This window comes from Ensifer sp. EB106-03-01-XG145 (assembly GCF_058792075.1).
In genome coordinates, this window is sequence record NZ_JBYTEC010000020.1 from 55,687 (window position 1) to 69,102 (window position 13,416).

15 protein-coding genes and 1 pseudogene are annotated in these 13,416 nt (G+C 59.6%); 9 read left to right on the forward strand and 7 right to left on the reverse strand.

The window, feature by feature from the left end; all coding sequences use genetic code 11:
* The first annotated feature begins 66 nt into the window (after positions 1-66).
* Together AC3WWH_RS29275 and AC3WWH_RS29280 are read left to right on the forward strand one after the other, a co-directional pair.
* A complete protein-coding gene (locus AC3WWH_RS29275) occupies positions 67-564 on the forward strand; it encodes a universal stress protein (protein ID WP_063891523.1) in 498 nt (165 codons plus the stop codon).
* Positions 565-866: 302 nt separating this feature from the next.
* Positions 867-998, forward strand: a complete 132-nt coding sequence (locus AC3WWH_RS29280) for a hypothetical protein (RefSeq protein ID WP_280938348.1) — start codon at positions 867-869, stop codon at positions 996-998.
* 172 nt (positions 999-1,170) lie between these two features.
* Here the strand turns inward: AC3WWH_RS29280 and AC3WWH_RS29285 are convergent, their stop codons facing one another.
* Positions 1,171-1,491 (reverse strand): hypothetical protein, encoded by a 321-nt coding sequence (locus AC3WWH_RS29285; protein WP_058323785.1) that lies wholly within the window; start codon positions 1,489-1,491, stop codon positions 1,171-1,173.
* Positions 1,492-1,568: 77 nt separating this feature from the next.
* Positions 1,569-1,886 carry a HupE/UreJ family protein gene (locus AC3WWH_RS29290; RefSeq protein WP_492377353.1) on the reverse strand — a complete coding sequence of 106 codons (318 nt, stop codon included), beginning with the start codon at positions 1,884-1,886 and terminating at the stop codon, positions 1,569-1,571.
* A gap of 145 nt (positions 1,887-2,031) precedes the next feature.
* Between AC3WWH_RS29290 and AC3WWH_RS29295 the strand changes: the two genes are divergently transcribed.
* On the forward strand, positions 2,032-3,384 hold the full coding sequence (locus AC3WWH_RS29295; RefSeq protein WP_058320669.1) for an adenylate/guanylate cyclase domain-containing protein: 1,353 nt from the start codon (positions 2,032-2,034) through the stop codon (positions 3,382-3,384).
* 315 nt (positions 3,385-3,699) lie between these two features.
* Here AC3WWH_RS29295 and AC3WWH_RS29300 read toward each other — a convergent pair whose 3' ends face one another.
* The gene (locus tag AC3WWH_RS29300) at positions 3,700-4,386 is read right to left on the reverse strand and encodes a pentapeptide repeat-containing protein (RefSeq protein ID WP_113399672.1); all 687 of its coding nucleotides are present in this window, start codon (positions 4,384-4,386) and stop codon (positions 3,700-3,702) included.
* 369 nt (positions 4,387-4,755) lie between these two features.
* Between AC3WWH_RS29300 and AC3WWH_RS29305 the strand changes: the two are divergent.
* From AC3WWH_RS29305 to AC3WWH_RS29320, 4 genes and pseudogenes are all read left to right on the forward strand, one after another.
* A pseudogene (locus tag AC3WWH_RS29305) lies at positions 4,756-5,787 on the forward strand (zinc-dependent alcohol dehydrogenase family protein); the annotation flags it as partial.
* Between the two features lie 243 nt (positions 5,788-6,030).
* The gene (locus tag AC3WWH_RS29310; protein ID WP_245299038.1) at positions 6,031-6,372 is read left to right on the forward strand and encodes a GNAT family N-acetyltransferase; all 342 of its coding nucleotides are present in this window, start codon (positions 6,031-6,033) and stop codon (positions 6,370-6,372) included.
* Positions 6,373-6,852: 480 nt separating this feature from the next.
* Positions 6,853-7,095 (forward strand): DUF1365 family protein, encoded by a 243-nt coding sequence (locus AC3WWH_RS29315; RefSeq protein ID WP_058320668.1) that lies wholly within the window; start codon positions 6,853-6,855, stop codon positions 7,093-7,095.
* 4 nt (positions 7,096-7,099) lie between these two features.
* The gene (locus AC3WWH_RS29320) at positions 7,100-7,867 is read left to right on the forward strand and encodes an SDR family NAD(P)-dependent oxidoreductase (protein ID WP_058320667.1); all 768 of its coding nucleotides are present in this window, start codon (positions 7,100-7,102) and stop codon (positions 7,865-7,867) included.
* 72 nt (positions 7,868-7,939) lie between these two features.
* On the opposite strand, the gene AC3WWH_RS29325 is transcribed toward AC3WWH_RS29320, so the two are convergent.
* From AC3WWH_RS29325 to AC3WWH_RS29340, 4 genes are read right to left on the reverse strand one after another with little or no spacing between them, the layout of a single operon-like run.
* Positions 7,940-9,784: a heavy metal translocating P-type ATPase gene (locus AC3WWH_RS29325; protein ID WP_058320666.1), complete on the reverse strand. Its 1,845-nt coding sequence runs from the start codon at positions 9,782-9,784 to the stop codon at positions 7,940-7,942.
* A complete protein-coding gene (locus AC3WWH_RS29330; protein ID WP_492377354.1) occupies positions 9,768-11,123 on the reverse strand; it encodes a sensor histidine kinase in 1,356 nt (451 codons plus the stop codon). Before AC3WWH_RS29330 ends, AC3WWH_RS29325 begins: the two co-directional genes overlap by 17 nt.
* Positions 11,124-11,160: 37 nt before the next feature.
* Positions 11,161-11,826 carry a response regulator transcription factor gene (locus AC3WWH_RS29335; protein WP_058320664.1) on the reverse strand — a complete coding sequence of 222 codons (666 nt, stop codon included), beginning with the start codon at positions 11,824-11,826 and terminating at the stop codon, positions 11,161-11,163.
* The gene (locus AC3WWH_RS29340; RefSeq protein WP_058320663.1) at positions 11,823-12,167 is read right to left on the reverse strand and encodes a PepSY domain-containing protein; all 345 of its coding nucleotides are present in this window, start codon (positions 12,165-12,167) and stop codon (positions 11,823-11,825) included. The genes AC3WWH_RS29335 and AC3WWH_RS29340 overlap by 4 nt, the downstream gene beginning before the upstream one ends.
* 132 nt (positions 12,168-12,299) lie before the next feature.
* On the opposite strand from AC3WWH_RS29340, the gene AC3WWH_RS29345 reads away from it, so the two are divergent.
* Together AC3WWH_RS29345 and AC3WWH_RS29350 are read left to right on the forward strand one after the other, a co-directional pair.
* On the forward strand, positions 12,300-12,575 hold the full coding sequence (locus AC3WWH_RS29345) for a PepSY domain-containing protein (RefSeq protein WP_058320662.1): 276 nt from the start codon (positions 12,300-12,302) through the stop codon (positions 12,573-12,575).
* The gene (locus tag AC3WWH_RS29350) at positions 12,572-13,135 is read left to right on the forward strand and encodes a cytochrome b/b6 domain-containing protein (RefSeq protein ID WP_058320661.1); all 564 of its coding nucleotides are present in this window, start codon (positions 12,572-12,574) and stop codon (positions 13,133-13,135) included. Before AC3WWH_RS29345 ends, AC3WWH_RS29350 begins: the two co-directional genes overlap by 4 nt.
* The last annotated feature ends 281 nt before the right edge of the window (positions 13,136-13,416 follow it).

Genomic DNA, 13,416 nt, shown 5'->3' on the forward strand with positions numbered 1-13,416 from the left:
TGTCTTTGACGACGATCAATGCTTGCGGATTGATAATGGATGAGGTTGCTCGGGGAGGAGTTTTCCATGGACCATATCCTTGTAGCAACCGATGGATCCCACAAAGGGCGCGACGCTGTGATGATGGCCGCAAAGCTCGCCAAGGCGATTGACGCGCCCCTGACCGTTCTCCATGTCGTTGCACCTGGTTTTTCAAGCGCAACGAACGGCCTTCCCGGTTCCGGGCGCGTCTTTCCCATCGGCAACATGATCCCGGGAATGTCGAGGCCGACAGAACTCTCACATGCGCGGGGCGATGGCATCGACGAGAGTGCCCTGGCGGTCGGCAAGAGAATTGTGGAGGAAGCTCGCAACGAGGCACGCGGGCTCGGCGTCGAGAATGTCTCTGCTAGACTGGAAATGGGCGACTGCGCCGAAACCGTTCTTGAGACTGCAACGGAGATCAGCGCAAGCTTGATCGTCGTTGGAAGCCGAGGCCTTGGGCGCCTAAAGGGGATGCTTCTCGGGAGCGTGTCAAAGAAGGTGGTCCAGGACGCGCACTGTTCGGTCCTTATCGTACGCTGAGGCCTGCGAAGAAGAACGGTTGGGCTGAACCGCAAAGGACACTCTGCGAGCCTGACTGCGTTGACGATTTAAGGAACCTGGCTCTTGGGCGGGCATCAAACATTTGCACTTCGGTGGAATGAAGAAGGATGGCGCGAAACGCGCGCTTGTCGCGGTGAGCGCGGCCTCGCTGCGGGTGCGCTTGCTTGGCTCGCTCGCGGACCGTCCGGACCTCAGCTCGTGGATAAGGGGGGAACGGCAATCCTTGAAGCCTGGTCACGGAGACCGGAACCAGCCCGGGAAGAGGCGAATTCGGGCTGGAATTGATCGGAGGTCTGGCCACGAGCGGCGCGCTTTTGCCGGGCGAGTATTTCGCCTGGATCATCATCGCGATGATGTTTGCCGGCGGAGCAGCGCTTGAGGATTTTACCAACGACGAGCACGCCATGAACTAACGGCACTGCTGGACCGGGTACGCACCCGACGGCTCAAATGGACGAGACTTTTGGGAGATTCATCTGGACTGTCACCGGCTTTTACCAATTCTACGTCGGCGCCATCGTCACCAGGCCCCTTGACGGGTGGATCGGAAGCCGGCCGCCTCGCCGCTCGTTCCAGCCGAGGCTATCAAGGCCGAATGAGTGCGCCTTTAATCTCAGCCATTCGTCGATCAAGGGTATTGTGTCCAGCTTGCATAATATCGATGTCGAACAAGTGGCCGACAACCGCCAACTCCTTCATGAGATCACCGATAATGAGGTCGATGCGTCTGGTGGATCCCGCTGCCACTAACGAACGATCTGTTTGATCTGATCCTTGCTCTAGTGCGTTGTTGAGTTCCAGGGCGGCAACCAGGAACCTCTTTTGACATTCACCAAGATTGGTCACCGATGCGGCGCCACTGCAGGCCACGGTCAGCCGAACGGCCTTGTTCTGAAATTCGCTCATGCTTCCATCTCCAATTTATCCGCCGAACATGACAACTGAAATTTAAACTTGAGGATCACCGATTTGCGCCCCAGCAATCAAATCGCCATAGTGGCGATCATGGGAATGAACCAGAGCATCGCGCTGGTGCCGATGCCGTAGGCGATTGCCCGGCGCGCGAAGGCGGCGTGGTAACCAACCACCGCGCGCCCCGCCCAGGCAACCGCCAGAGCCGCGGCAACGAAGATGATCTGTCCCGCCTCGACGCCGAGGTTGAAGGTCAAGAGGCTCAGCGGCACATCCGATTGCGGTAATCCGATCTCCTTCAGCGCGCCGGAGAAGCCGAAACCGTGCAGCAGGCCGAAGGCGAAGGCGACGACCCAGGGATAGGTTTCCGACAGGTTGCGGCGATGCAAACCCAACCCCGCAACTGTCGCGGTTGAGTTCGTCGGGCAAATCTCGCCGCACATTGCGCCCCTCACGCAATCGGTTCTGCCGAGCTAATATGGGCGACCGCTCCAGCCACCTTGCGGCGAGGTAAGCCCTGCGAAGGATATATTCATGTGGAAGTTTCAACACGCATTTCGCTCTGATCCACACCGGTCTGACCTCACGAGCACATCCGTCGAACGCGCGTTCTGGGAATCGGAGCACGAAGCCGAATACACGATCGGATGGGTTCGGATCACAGTGGGCCTTGCCTTGTTTGTGAGTGGTTTCCTCGTCTCCTCCGAAACCGCCGGCTTCGCCCAAGAGTACAACTTGACCCAACTTCGCGTAACGGCGCTGACTACCGTTGCGGCCTTTCTGGCCCTTGGCATCACGTCATTCCTGCTCGTGATCAGCCGTCAGTTCAGGCCTTGGATGGCCTTTGCGCTCGTTACCGGCGACGCATTGATTATAGGAGCCAGTCTCTATTTTGCCCTGAACGACATCGGCCTGGCGGGCAATTGGGTGGTGATCATACCAACTCTCTGGGCCGTGCCCTTGCTTCTCGCGGTCGGCGCGCTTCGATACAGGCCACTCGTTCAATTATGGGCCACGTCGGCAACAATGCTTGCCGTGGTCAGCGTTGCGGCGGGGCTTGGCTTTAGCCTGACAGGCAATGCGAACCCCGCTGAGGCACAGGGGGTAAGCCGTCTTCTTTCGCTTCCTCCCTATATCATGCGCGCGGTTATGCTGATGCTGATGGGTCTAGTAACGGCGTTGGCAATGGCGCGTTCTCGCCGCCTTCTGATCCGTATAGCGCGCGAGACAGCCAAGCGCGCAAACCTTGCTCGCTTCCTGCCAGCAGAAATCGTGCCATTGGTGGGGGACAATGATGTTACTACGTGGCGGCAAGGCCGCCGGCAGCAGGGCACGATCCTGTTTGTCGATATACGCGGGTTCACCGCTTATGCAGAAAAACTGGATCCCGCGAGACTATCCGTCTTCATCTCCTCGTTTCGGCGACGAGTGATGCGGGCAACCGAGGCGTCAGGAGGTGTGATCGACAAATTTATAGGTGACGGCGCTCTTATAGTCTTCGGTATCCCAGAACCACGGAAGGATGATTGCGCTCGCGCTATAACCTGTGCTCAAAGCATTCTTTCGTTGGTCGACCAATGGAATACCAAGCGCGGATTCGATCCGCCGATCCGCGTCGGGATCGGTATCCACAGCGGCGAGATGTATTACGGACTTGTCGGTGACGAACATCGCCTTGAGTTCACGGTGCTTGGCGACACAGTCAATGTCGCTGCGAAGATAGAACAGGCTACCAAACGTTTCGATGCTACGCTGCTTGCCTCCGAGACGGTCGTGATGCAGGCAGAACAACAACATGCCTGGGTCGCGGTAAGCCGAGAGCCATTGGGCGGACGTGGCGAGCATGTGGCACTTTATGCGTTCTCGGGGAACAAGCCACACGAATGAAGCGCTAAGGTTCTAGCTTGCAAAGTTAAGGCGGCAATATCTTGCTTGCTCAAACCCGTGTTGCGAGACGCGGCGTTCCCGACGGCGGCGCCCCCGATTTGCGTCGGAAGCATTTGGCTCACACACGACCGCCTGTTTGCGAGACGGGATATGGGCAGGCTTGGCCGCGGCCGCGCTTTCAGTCAGCAGAACAGGTTCAGGCGCGTCCGGGGTGGTCGGCGTAGCTGCCACCACGATTAGGACGCATAGAAGCGGCGACCGATAGCTATAGAACCGCGGCCCACGCTCACCCCGGGGACATTCGAAAGCCCGGTATCAATGGAACATGCAAGGCCAACTCGCCGGCGCGGAAAGGCCGTGCGGCAGCTTCGTGGAGGCGTCGCCGCAAGCTATGTCGATTTGAGATTGCCGCAAACCGGTTGCTCGTGACAAATCGCTTCCCTCAATTCGCGTCAGGAAGAGAACAGCATGGTCGAATGCTGTCGATCCCGCGAACGATGTGCCGGTAAATTCGACTCTAGACAGGTTTGCGAGCGAAAATCGAACGTTTTCGAGTTTCGCGCCGGTGAATCTGGCGCGACCAAGCTCTGCTTTCTCGAAGTTGACATCGATCAGCCGCGCGAGGCTGAAATCAGCGCGCTGCAATTCGGAGCTGGTAAATGAGGTACGTTCAGCTGAAAAGCGAACGAAACTCGCGCGGTGGCCTTCCACGCGCGTAAAGTTTGCTGTCTTCGCGGTGGCCCCGGCGAGTGAAGCTCGCGCGAGCTTCGCCTTCTCAAGATTGGCTCTACTTAAGTTGGCACCACGAAGATCGGTCAGGCTAAAGTCAGTGCCTGATAGGTTTGCGCCTTCCAGATCGGCTCCTTCGAGCATGAGGTGGCTCTTATTGCAGCCGCTCCAGTTCAAACCGGGCATCGGCCAGCTCTTGCAGTGCGAGGCCTGTGCAGAGTCCCTGGATACAAGAGCCACGATTACCATCCCGAGCATCAAGGTGAGTGACATTGGCATCAAGCCCTGGCGCGTTCTGAAGATGCGCCCCGACGTTATTCCGACGCAGCGGGTGGGCGTGGTTTCGATCTTAAAGTCATTGTGTCGCATCAAGATTCCAATCCCGTGACTCTTGCCACATCCCCCGCCCTTCAATCGACCGGATAATTCAAAACCAATTTTGCTTCTTATTGCTACCGAGCTTCGTTCGCTCAGACATTGACGCGGATCAACGGGGCCGATCGGCCATGAGCGCCAGAGTCGCCCCCCGCGCAATGCGCGCGCTTCATCCGATCTTTGACCCGCGTCAAAGCAGGTTCGTGGAGGCGCGTGCACAATGCCAATGTTCGCGGCAGATAACGAACCTGGCGGAGGAGAGAATCGATGAAGGCGCTCGTCTATGAAGGACCGGGGCTCAAGTCGCTGACGGAGCGTCCGATACCCGCGATCGCTGTGACGACCGACGCCATCGTTAAGATCACGAGGACCACGATCTGCGGGACCGATCTGCATATCCTCAAGGGTGACGTTCCAACCTGCACAGCAGGTCGTATCCTCGGCCATGAGGGCGTGGGCATCGTGGTGGAAACGGGAACTGGGGTGACCCAGTTCGCAAAAGGAGACCATGTACTGATTTCCTGCATCTCGTCCTGCGGCAAGTGCAGCAATTGCCGGCGCGGAATGTACTCTCACTGCACCACCGGTGGCTGGATTCTCGGCAACACGATCGACGGCACACAGGCCGAGTATGTCCGCATCCCCCATGCCGACACTAGTCTCTACCCGATCCCACAAGGCGCAGATGAAGAGGCGCTCGTCATGTTGAGCGACATCCTTCCGACGGGCTTTGAATGCGGCGTGCTGAACGGCAAGGTGCAGCCTGGCGGGACAGTCGCCATCGTCGGTTCCGGCCCAATCGGACTGGCCGCGTTGCTGACGGCGCAGCTCTACTCTCCAGCCGACCTCATCATGATTGATCTCGACGAGAACCGGCTCAACGTCGCGAAACGTTTTGGTGCGACGCAGACGATCCAGGCGGGCGGCGGGGACGCCTCTCGACAGGTGCTGGCACAGACTGGAGGCAAGGGCGTCGACACCGCGATTGAGGCGGTTGGGATCCCCGCCACCTTCGAGCTGTGTCAGGAGATCGTCGCGCCTGGCGGCGTAATCGCCAACATCGGCGTCCACGGCGTCAAGGCCGACCTGCATCTGGAAAAGCTATGGTCGCGCAACATTGCCATCACCACGCGGCTGGTGGATGCGGTAACGACACCGTTGCTGCTAAAGACCGTGCAATCTGGAAGAATAGACCCAAGAAACCTGATCACGCATCGTTTCAACCTCAGGCAGATCGCCGATGCCTATGAAACTTTTGCCAACGCTGCGAGCACGAAAGCTCTGAAAGTGATAATCGAGACGGACGCTGCTCAACCTATTCAGGCGCGCGACGCTACAGAGCCAGGCACCAAGGCCTCATCCCCAACCGACGTCTGGAGCTGCAATCTTCTGACGCGCAGCGGTCTTGTCCTTCATGTTCGTCCCGTGCGTCCTGAAGACGATGTACTCCTGGCAGATTTCTTCACCCATGTAACTCCGCAAGACATGCGCTTCCGCTTTCTGGGCGGCATTCGGGAAGTTAGCCGCGAGCGTCTTCTCTCTATGACGAAGGTTGATCACCGGTCCACCGAGAACTTCCTCGCTTTTGGCGAGGATAGCGAGACGATCATCGCCACCGCCATTGTAGCGTGCGACGCGTCGACGGAGAGAGCGGAAGTCGCGATCTCCGTACGTGCCGAACACAAACATATGGGTGTCGCCTGGGAAATGCTGCGCCATGTCGCCCGCTTTGCGAAAGCCTCGGGCGCCAAGTCCCTCGAATCGCTCGAAAGCCGCGCAAACCATGAGGCAATCGAACTGGAGAGGGAACAGGGTTTCGTTGCGGTTCCCTATGCGGATGATCCGACCCTCATCCTCATCCGCAAGGATCTGCGTCAAGGCTAATGCACACCAAGCGGACGCCAGAATCTGGGCAGAAATTCGGGAGCCTGCTAGCTCGGCAGTCTAAATGACCTTGCCACCGCTCCCGAAATGCTGTCGGCTCTGAACCGCTCAGAAATATCGGGTGCAGAAGAATTCGTCAGCCGGCCGATAAGAAGAAGCTTTTGCACCGCGCAGCGGCGAAGGCGCACGATGCCTCGGTCGCCATAAAGCGCTTTTGGAATTGGGCGGCTTCAGTGCAAGCCGGACATTTCGCGGACAATCTCTGGTCCGGCGCAAGTTTGCGCAGCATCAAATCCCAGCGGCCCTTCGGGTGATCTTCGGCAGGCAGCAGCGGTGGGGTTGCGGCTGCAACTAACTCACGTATGACGCGAGCGCGAGTTCCATCCGATGCATTGTGCGATCCCAGAGGCACATAGGGGAAAATAGTACTGCACATCCCCGTTAACCGCCGATTGCGCGCCTGCCCCTGGAACGCGGCACTTGGCCCGGGTAAAGTTGCTCGTCGACATCGATCGGCTGGACGAGCTTGACCGCATGTCGAGGCTGCTCTCCGTCGACCGGCCCGGCATCCTTTCCTTCCACACGCGGGATCATGTCGAGCACGAGAATGAAACCGTGAGAGAGTTCGTCGATCGCCTGTTGGCTCAGGCGGGAATTGCGAGCGGTGGCCGTTGGGCGAAATTAGGAAAGCGTGCGACGCCTGCCGCACGATCAGGGGAATGATCAAATGGCAACCTATCTGATAACCGGAGCAACCGGTGGCATCGGTGAGGCTATCTGCCGAAGATTGGCGCCGCTTCATTCGCTGATCCTTGTGGCACGCGATCAGGCCAAACTCGATGCCTTAGCGTTGACGCTCGGCGGAAGCCACCATGCGTGGGCGACTGACATGGGTCAGGATGGCGCTATCGATGCTTTCACCGCGAGAATGGAAAGCGAGCAGGTTACTCTCGATGGTGTGGTGCTCATGCCTCCCCAGCCGCATGCTGACGACAACCCTATGCCGACCCCTGACGTCTGGCGCCATTTGTTTCAGGTGAGCTTCATCGGCCCGCTGGCTCTGCTGAAGGGAGCGGTGGCGCGCATGAACCCGGACCCTGCCGAAGGCCGGCGAGCCAAGATCGTCATCATCTCGGGCATATCCTCGGCGCAGGTATTGAGCCATTACGCAACCGCCAACGTCATCAGAACAGCTTGGGTCGGCGAAGCAAAGACTCTCGCCTTTGCGCTCGGTAGCCGTGGCATTCACGTCAACACACTATCCCTCGGCGGTACACTCTCGCCGTGGTACCGAGATAAGCTCGAAGAGCGTGCGCAGAAGAACGGAATTTCTTTTCAGGCGCAGCTCACCATCGAGACGGACAATGTTCCACTCAGGAAGTATGGCGAGCCGGCGGAGGTTGCGATAGTGGTCGAGGGCTTGCTTTCGCAGTTTTCGGACCACATGACGGGCTTGAACATCCTGCACGATGGCGGTTTTACCCGCGCGTATTGAGGCGTATGGGCCGGATGCCGCAAACGCCCTTCCTGCCCCTGCCGACAAGCACGCTTGTCAGCGGAGCCCTAGTCAAGCTACTTTCGGTGAAATCCTGATCGCTCGAAGAGCGTTTGAGATGACCGCCACATCGATCGCCTCCTGCAGGATCGCGCCCTCGACGGGGGCCAGGTAGCCGAAGGCCGCCGCCACCATGGCAAAGATCGAAAGACCAATGCCGACCAAGACACTCTCCACGGCAATCCTCCGTGACCTTCGGGCGATTTCTATCCCCGTGCGCAGGCGGTCGATCCGGTCGACCAGCAAGACGACATCAGCAGCCTCGGCCGACGCGGCCGCGCCTCTTGCTCCCATTGCGACACCGACATCGGCCGCCGCGAGCGCCGGGGCGTCATTGACGCCGTCGCCGACCATCATGACGGGGCCGTTCTTCCGCTCCGTAAGGACGACCAGCACCTTCTGATCTGGCGAAAGGCCCGAGCGAACTGCGTCGAGCCCCAATCCGTCGGCAATGCGTTCGGCCACGGCGGCGCGGTCGCCGGTCGCTAGAAGGATGCGCCGGACTCCTTCTCGACGAAGTCCGTCGAGCATCTCGGCCGCTTCCGCGCGCACCGGATCAGCCATCACGATATGCCCTACCAGATTGTTGTCGATGGCGACGGCAACGACGACCGACCCGGCGGCCGTCTCAGGAATAGCGTATGGAGAGCCGTCAATGCTGGCCTCGACGTAGCCATGACCGCCGACAACAACCCGCCTCCTATTTACATATCCCGCGACGCCCTCGCCCGCTGCCTCCGTCACGTCGGTGGGCAGAACAAGGCCGAGATTCCGTTGCTGGGCCGCCGCTACGATAGCCTGCGCGATCGGGTGTTTCGACACCTGATCGACTGATGCTGCAAGCATTAGAATTTCGTCGTCGGCGTAGCCGAGCGGGCTTTGAATGGACACGATCTGCGGGCGCCCGACCGTCAATGTCCCTGTCTTATCTAGGACCAGGGTGTGGATGCGGGCCATATTCTCAAGGTGACGTGCGCCCTTGATCAGTACACCAAAATGCGCCGCGCGCGACAGGCCGGCAACGAGCGCCACAGGCACAGCGAGGATTAATGGACATGGCGTAGCCACCACCAGTACCGCGACGGCGCGAATAGGATCTGCCGTGAACCCCCATGCGGCGAAAGCGATGAGCACGGTCATCGCGAGAAACCCGACCGACCATTTGTCTGCAAGCCTTGACATTGGGGCTTTCGAGCGTTGGGCAGCCTCGACGAGGCGCACGATGCCTGCATATGTGCTGTCCTTGGCCTCGTGCGTAGCAATGAGATCGAACGCGTCGCCTGCATTTGTCGAGCCGCTCAAAACGTCTCCATGTTCAGCAAATGGGACGGGAAGTGATTCACCTGTTAATGCGGACATGTTGAGGAAGGCCCGGACGCTCGCAACAGTCCCGTCGACAGGGACGACATCACCCTGTCGGACCAACAGCCGATCGCCAGGCCGGATGTCGTCGATAGGAACCTCGCTCAGGCCGCCGTCAAGATAGCGCGTCGCCGCACGCGGCACGCGGGAGAGCAGGTCATGCATCTCACGGCGCGCGCGCCCCTCCGCGAAGCTTTCGAGGAATGTGCCGCCCGTATACATCAGCGCGACAATCGTTGCCGCCAAGGTTTCTCCAAAGATGAGCGCAGCCGACATCGACAGCGCAGCGACTATGTCCAGGCCCATTTCCCCATGCCATAGGCTTCGGATTATCTCGATGAGGAGGGCGCCCAGAACCGGAGTGGTGGCGATTGTCCATATAACTCGTGCGGCATCCGTTCGGCCTGTGAAGTGCAAGCCGAGCCCAAGCAGCAACCCGCCAAACGCAACAAGCAGAAAGCCAAATTTCAGTTTAGCTTCACTGGGATTTGCCATGGCATCCGGTCTCCGGAGAAGCAAGCGGGTCGGAGCAGGTGACTGCCGCACGCAAGCCGCCTTCGACGCGATTCTCTAAGGTTAGGGCCAGATTGTAGACATTGGCGATCTCGGATACGATCGCCAGACCCAGGCCCGAGCCAGGCTTCAGGCGATCGAGGCGCACACCCCGGCGCAGTAGGTCCGGCAGTCTCTCGGGCGACACCCCCGGGCCGTCGTCCTCGACCACTACCCGGATAAAACCATCGCACCGGACGGCCGTGACAGCCACACGGGTCTTGGCCCATTTCGATGCGTTTTCGAGAAGGTTTCCGACCAGTTCGCGAAAGTCATGCGGATCAATCGGCGCCGTCAGGCCCTCCTGCAGGTCGGCCTCCCATGAAAGGCGCTCGCCTGCCTCGGTGTGCTGAAGCAGCCGGATCGTATCGCCGACGATCCTTGCGACGTCGGCATCGCCGCTCCGCTGGTCAGCGCTCGGGGTGAGCCGCGCACGGGCTAACTCGTGTTCGACGTGGGAGAGCATGGTATCGGCCAGATTGTCGAGTTCATCAGCGATTTCGACCTCGCCCTTTTCGCGGAGCGTCAAGGCATTGTTGGTGAGGACAGTCAGCGGAGTCTTCAGACCGTGCGCGAGGTCGCTGGCTCGGCCCCTGGCATTCTCCATGGCCGCGGCCTGGGTTTCCAGCAGCGCGTTCAACCGGTCGACGAGCGGCTGGACCTCGCGGGGGTATGGCCCTGCCAAGCGCCCGACCTTGCGGTCACGCACCGCCTCGAGGTCGCGGCCGATGCGGTCGAGGGGTCTCAGGCCGATCCAGAGCTGAATGATCGACATGAGGACGAGCAGCACGGCCAGCACGCCCACATAGGGCAAGATGTCGAGAGCGAAGTCCGCGCGCGCGTTGTCGACCTCATCCGCATTCACCGCCGCCGCAATGCGGAGAGGGCGTCTGCCTTCAGGTGCGGCCAACAACAGAACGCGCTCCTGAACCAGGACATCCTTTCCCTCCGGACCAGCGAGGCGATACTGGTGCATGACGCCGAGCGGGTGCGCGTCCTGCGGCAGGGGCAGGACGTAATCGAACAGTGAGGCCGACCGCAGCTCAACTTTCCCGACTGGGTCGTCGATTTGCCAATAGAGACCGCCATAAGGCACCAGGAAACGATTGTCTGGAAGATCCTCAGGCACCTCGACCTTCCCGTCAGCCGTGAAGCGGAGGACGGCGGCCAATCGGTTTATGTGTCCGGTCAACTCGTTCTGGATTCGCGCGCTGTAGCTTTCCGCAAATATCTGGACGAGAGCGAAGAAAGCTGCCGCGAGGCAGATCGAGACGACGACCACGGATGTGAGAATGAAGCGGCTGTGGAGCGACCGCATGTCACTCGTCCGCCGCGATCTGGTAGCCGAAGCCCCGGCGCGTGACGATTGCGTCCCGCCCGAGTTTCTTTCGCAATCGTCCGATAAGGACTTCAACGGAATTGCTCTCCCGTTCGAAGTCCTGGGTGTAAAGCTGTTCGGTCAACTCCATCTGCGAGACGGCGCGATTGCGGTGTTGCATCAGGACCGAGAGACATTTGTATTCCAGGGGTGTCACATCGACGGGCACCCCATCGACCATCACCGCACGGCGGCGGGTGTCGATTGAAACAGGCCCGGAGGACAGGACGGCGCTCGCTTGGCCGGAATATCTGCGCAGCACAGCGTGCAGTCGGGCAATCAGTTCGGCGATGCGGAAGGGCTTACCGAGATAGTCGTCAGCTCCTGCGTTGATGCCCTCCACACGCTCCTCCCAGTTGCCTCGTGCCGTCAGGATGATCACGGGCATCTCTCGGCCGGCAGATCGCCACCTCTTGAGAATGGTGAGGCCGTCGATCGTGGGCAGGCCCAAATCGAGTATGACCGCCGCGAAGTCCTCATGTTCGCCCGCGAATAGCACCGCCTCTCCATCCTTCTCGTGCACGACATTGAAGCCCGCCTTCGAAAGCTGGGCACCCACGTCACGGGCGATAAGCGGATCGTCTTCGGCAAGCAGCAGACGCATCATTCGTTCTCGATTTCGACGATCCTGCCCGAGGCGGCCTCCACCTCCACTTGGGTGACGCGGCCGCTGTCCCTCAGAATCCGGAATTCATAGATGATAACGCCGTCGTCGCGATCCACCCTGACATCGATCAATTCGCCCGGCAGTTTGGCGAGGACCTGAGCCTTCAGAACCGCCAGTGGGTGAATTCTGCCCTCCCTGACGAGCCTGCTGAGATCATCGTGCGACGGAAGGTGGTCGTCTCCTGCAGCATGTGAGCGGTCATCGTCGGCATGGGCAGGCCCCGGCAACGACAGGCCGAGAAGGAGAAGCGCAACGAAGCTGAGGACGCGAAAAAAGCACATCGCACACCGATAGCCCATCCAAGGTGACAAGAACCTGACAATCGCGATCAGGTCGTCGTCATGTTGATTACCATAGGTTCGACGTCGACCAGAAGAGCAGAATCGCTCCTGGGTATTTGATGGAGAAGACCAATGAAGATGATCATCCTCGCGACCCTCATGCTCGCCACCACCTCGGTCGGCGTCGCCCGCGCCGAAGAAGAGCAGAATTGCACGATTGCGGCCAAGGACAAGTGGCTCAGCGAGAATAGCATCAAGGAAAAGGCCAAAGCCACCGGCCTTGATGTACGCCGGGTGAAAGTCGAGGGCAGCTGCTACGAAGTTTACGCGATCGACGCCAAGGGCAACAAGGTCGAGACCGTGTTCAACCCCGAGACCGGCGCTGCGGTCGGCAACGAAAGCGAATGATCATGGACACGATGGATCTAGATGCGGCGGGCGCGGGCTCGCCGCCGACGGTTAAGGTCTGGGACCCCCTCGTACGCGTGTTCCACTGGAGTCTCGTCGGACTGTTTGCCTTCTCCTACCTGACAGGCGACGAATGGAAGAAGTCCCATATCCTGGCGGGTTACGCAATCATCGGGCTTCTGGTAATTCGGATCATCTGGGGCTTCGTCGGTACACACCACGCGCGATTTTCGAACTTCATCTACAGCCCGGTCACAACCCTTAGATTTCTTCTGGACAGCATAGCACTGAAGGCCAAACGCTATATTGGCCACAACCCGGCCGGAGGTGCGATGGTGATCGCTCTTCTCATCTCGATCTCTGGCATCGCCGCAACCGGATACATGATGACGACCGACGCCTATTGGGGTGTCGCGTGGGTGGAGGAGGCGCACGAACTGCTGGCGAGCCTGACTCTTGGTCTTATTGGTTTGCACGTCGCAGGCGTTGTGCTCGCCACCATCGAGCATAAGGAAAATCTGGTCCGCGCGATGATCACAGGCCGCAAGCGTGCCGAATGATCGCCTGTACGACCATAGTGCCCGACAGCGGCGAACAACCGCTTTCGGGCACGTCCCCGCTCGAGGGCATAATTGCGAGCATCGATCCAGAGCGATCAACCCTGGAGCATAGGTCGCCGAACTTCCGAGCAGAGGAGCCGCAATGGCTTCGAGTGCGGGCGATAGGACCAGCATTGTCGCGGTCAGAAGTGCGGCAACGACGGCGTTTAGAGCATTTCCCTTTCATGCTGGATCGTATCCGCATGAGTTGAAGTAGTTTCTGCATTCTTTTGGCGCGACGA

Excerpts from the sequence above, each read along its gene's own strand:
- AC3WWH_RS29275 (WP_063891523.1), top strand. The coding sequence starts at position 67 with ATGGACCATATCCTTGTAGCAACCGATGGATCCCACAAAGGGCGCGAC.
- AC3WWH_RS29285 (WP_058323785.1), bottom strand. The coding sequence starts at position 1,491 with ATGAGCGAATTTCAGAACAAGGCCGTTCGGCTGACCGTGGCCTGCAGT.
- AC3WWH_RS29295 (WP_058320669.1), top strand. The coding sequence starts at position 2,032 with ATGTGGAAGTTTCAACACGCATTTCGCTCTGATCCACACCGGTCTGAC.
- AC3WWH_RS29300 (WP_113399672.1), bottom strand. The coding sequence starts at position 4,386 with ATGTCACTCACCTTGATGCTCGGGATGGTAATCGTGGCTCTTGTATCC.
- AC3WWH_RS29310 (WP_245299038.1), top strand. The coding sequence starts at position 6,031 with ATGACGAAGGTTGATCACCGGTCCACCGAGAACTTCCTCGCTTTTGGC.
- AC3WWH_RS29320 (WP_058320667.1), top strand. The coding sequence starts at position 7,100 with ATGGCAACCTATCTGATAACCGGAGCAACCGGTGGCATCGGTGAGGCT.
- AC3WWH_RS29325 (WP_058320666.1), bottom strand. The coding sequence starts at position 9,784 with ATGGCAAATCCCAGTGAAGCTAAACTGAAATTTGGCTTTCTGCTTGTT.
- AC3WWH_RS29335 (WP_058320664.1), bottom strand. The coding sequence starts at position 11,826 with ATGATGCGTCTGCTGCTTGCCGAAGACGATCCGCTTATCGCCCGTGAC.
- AC3WWH_RS29340 (WP_058320663.1), bottom strand. The coding sequence starts at position 12,167 with ATGTGCTTTTTTCGCGTCCTCAGCTTCGTTGCGCTTCTCCTTCTCGGC.
- AC3WWH_RS29345 (WP_058320662.1), top strand. The coding sequence starts at position 12,300 with ATGAAGATGATCATCCTCGCGACCCTCATGCTCGCCACCACCTCGGTC.
- AC3WWH_RS29350 (WP_058320661.1), top strand. The coding sequence starts at position 12,572 with ATGATCATGGACACGATGGATCTAGATGCGGCGGGCGCGGGCTCGCCG.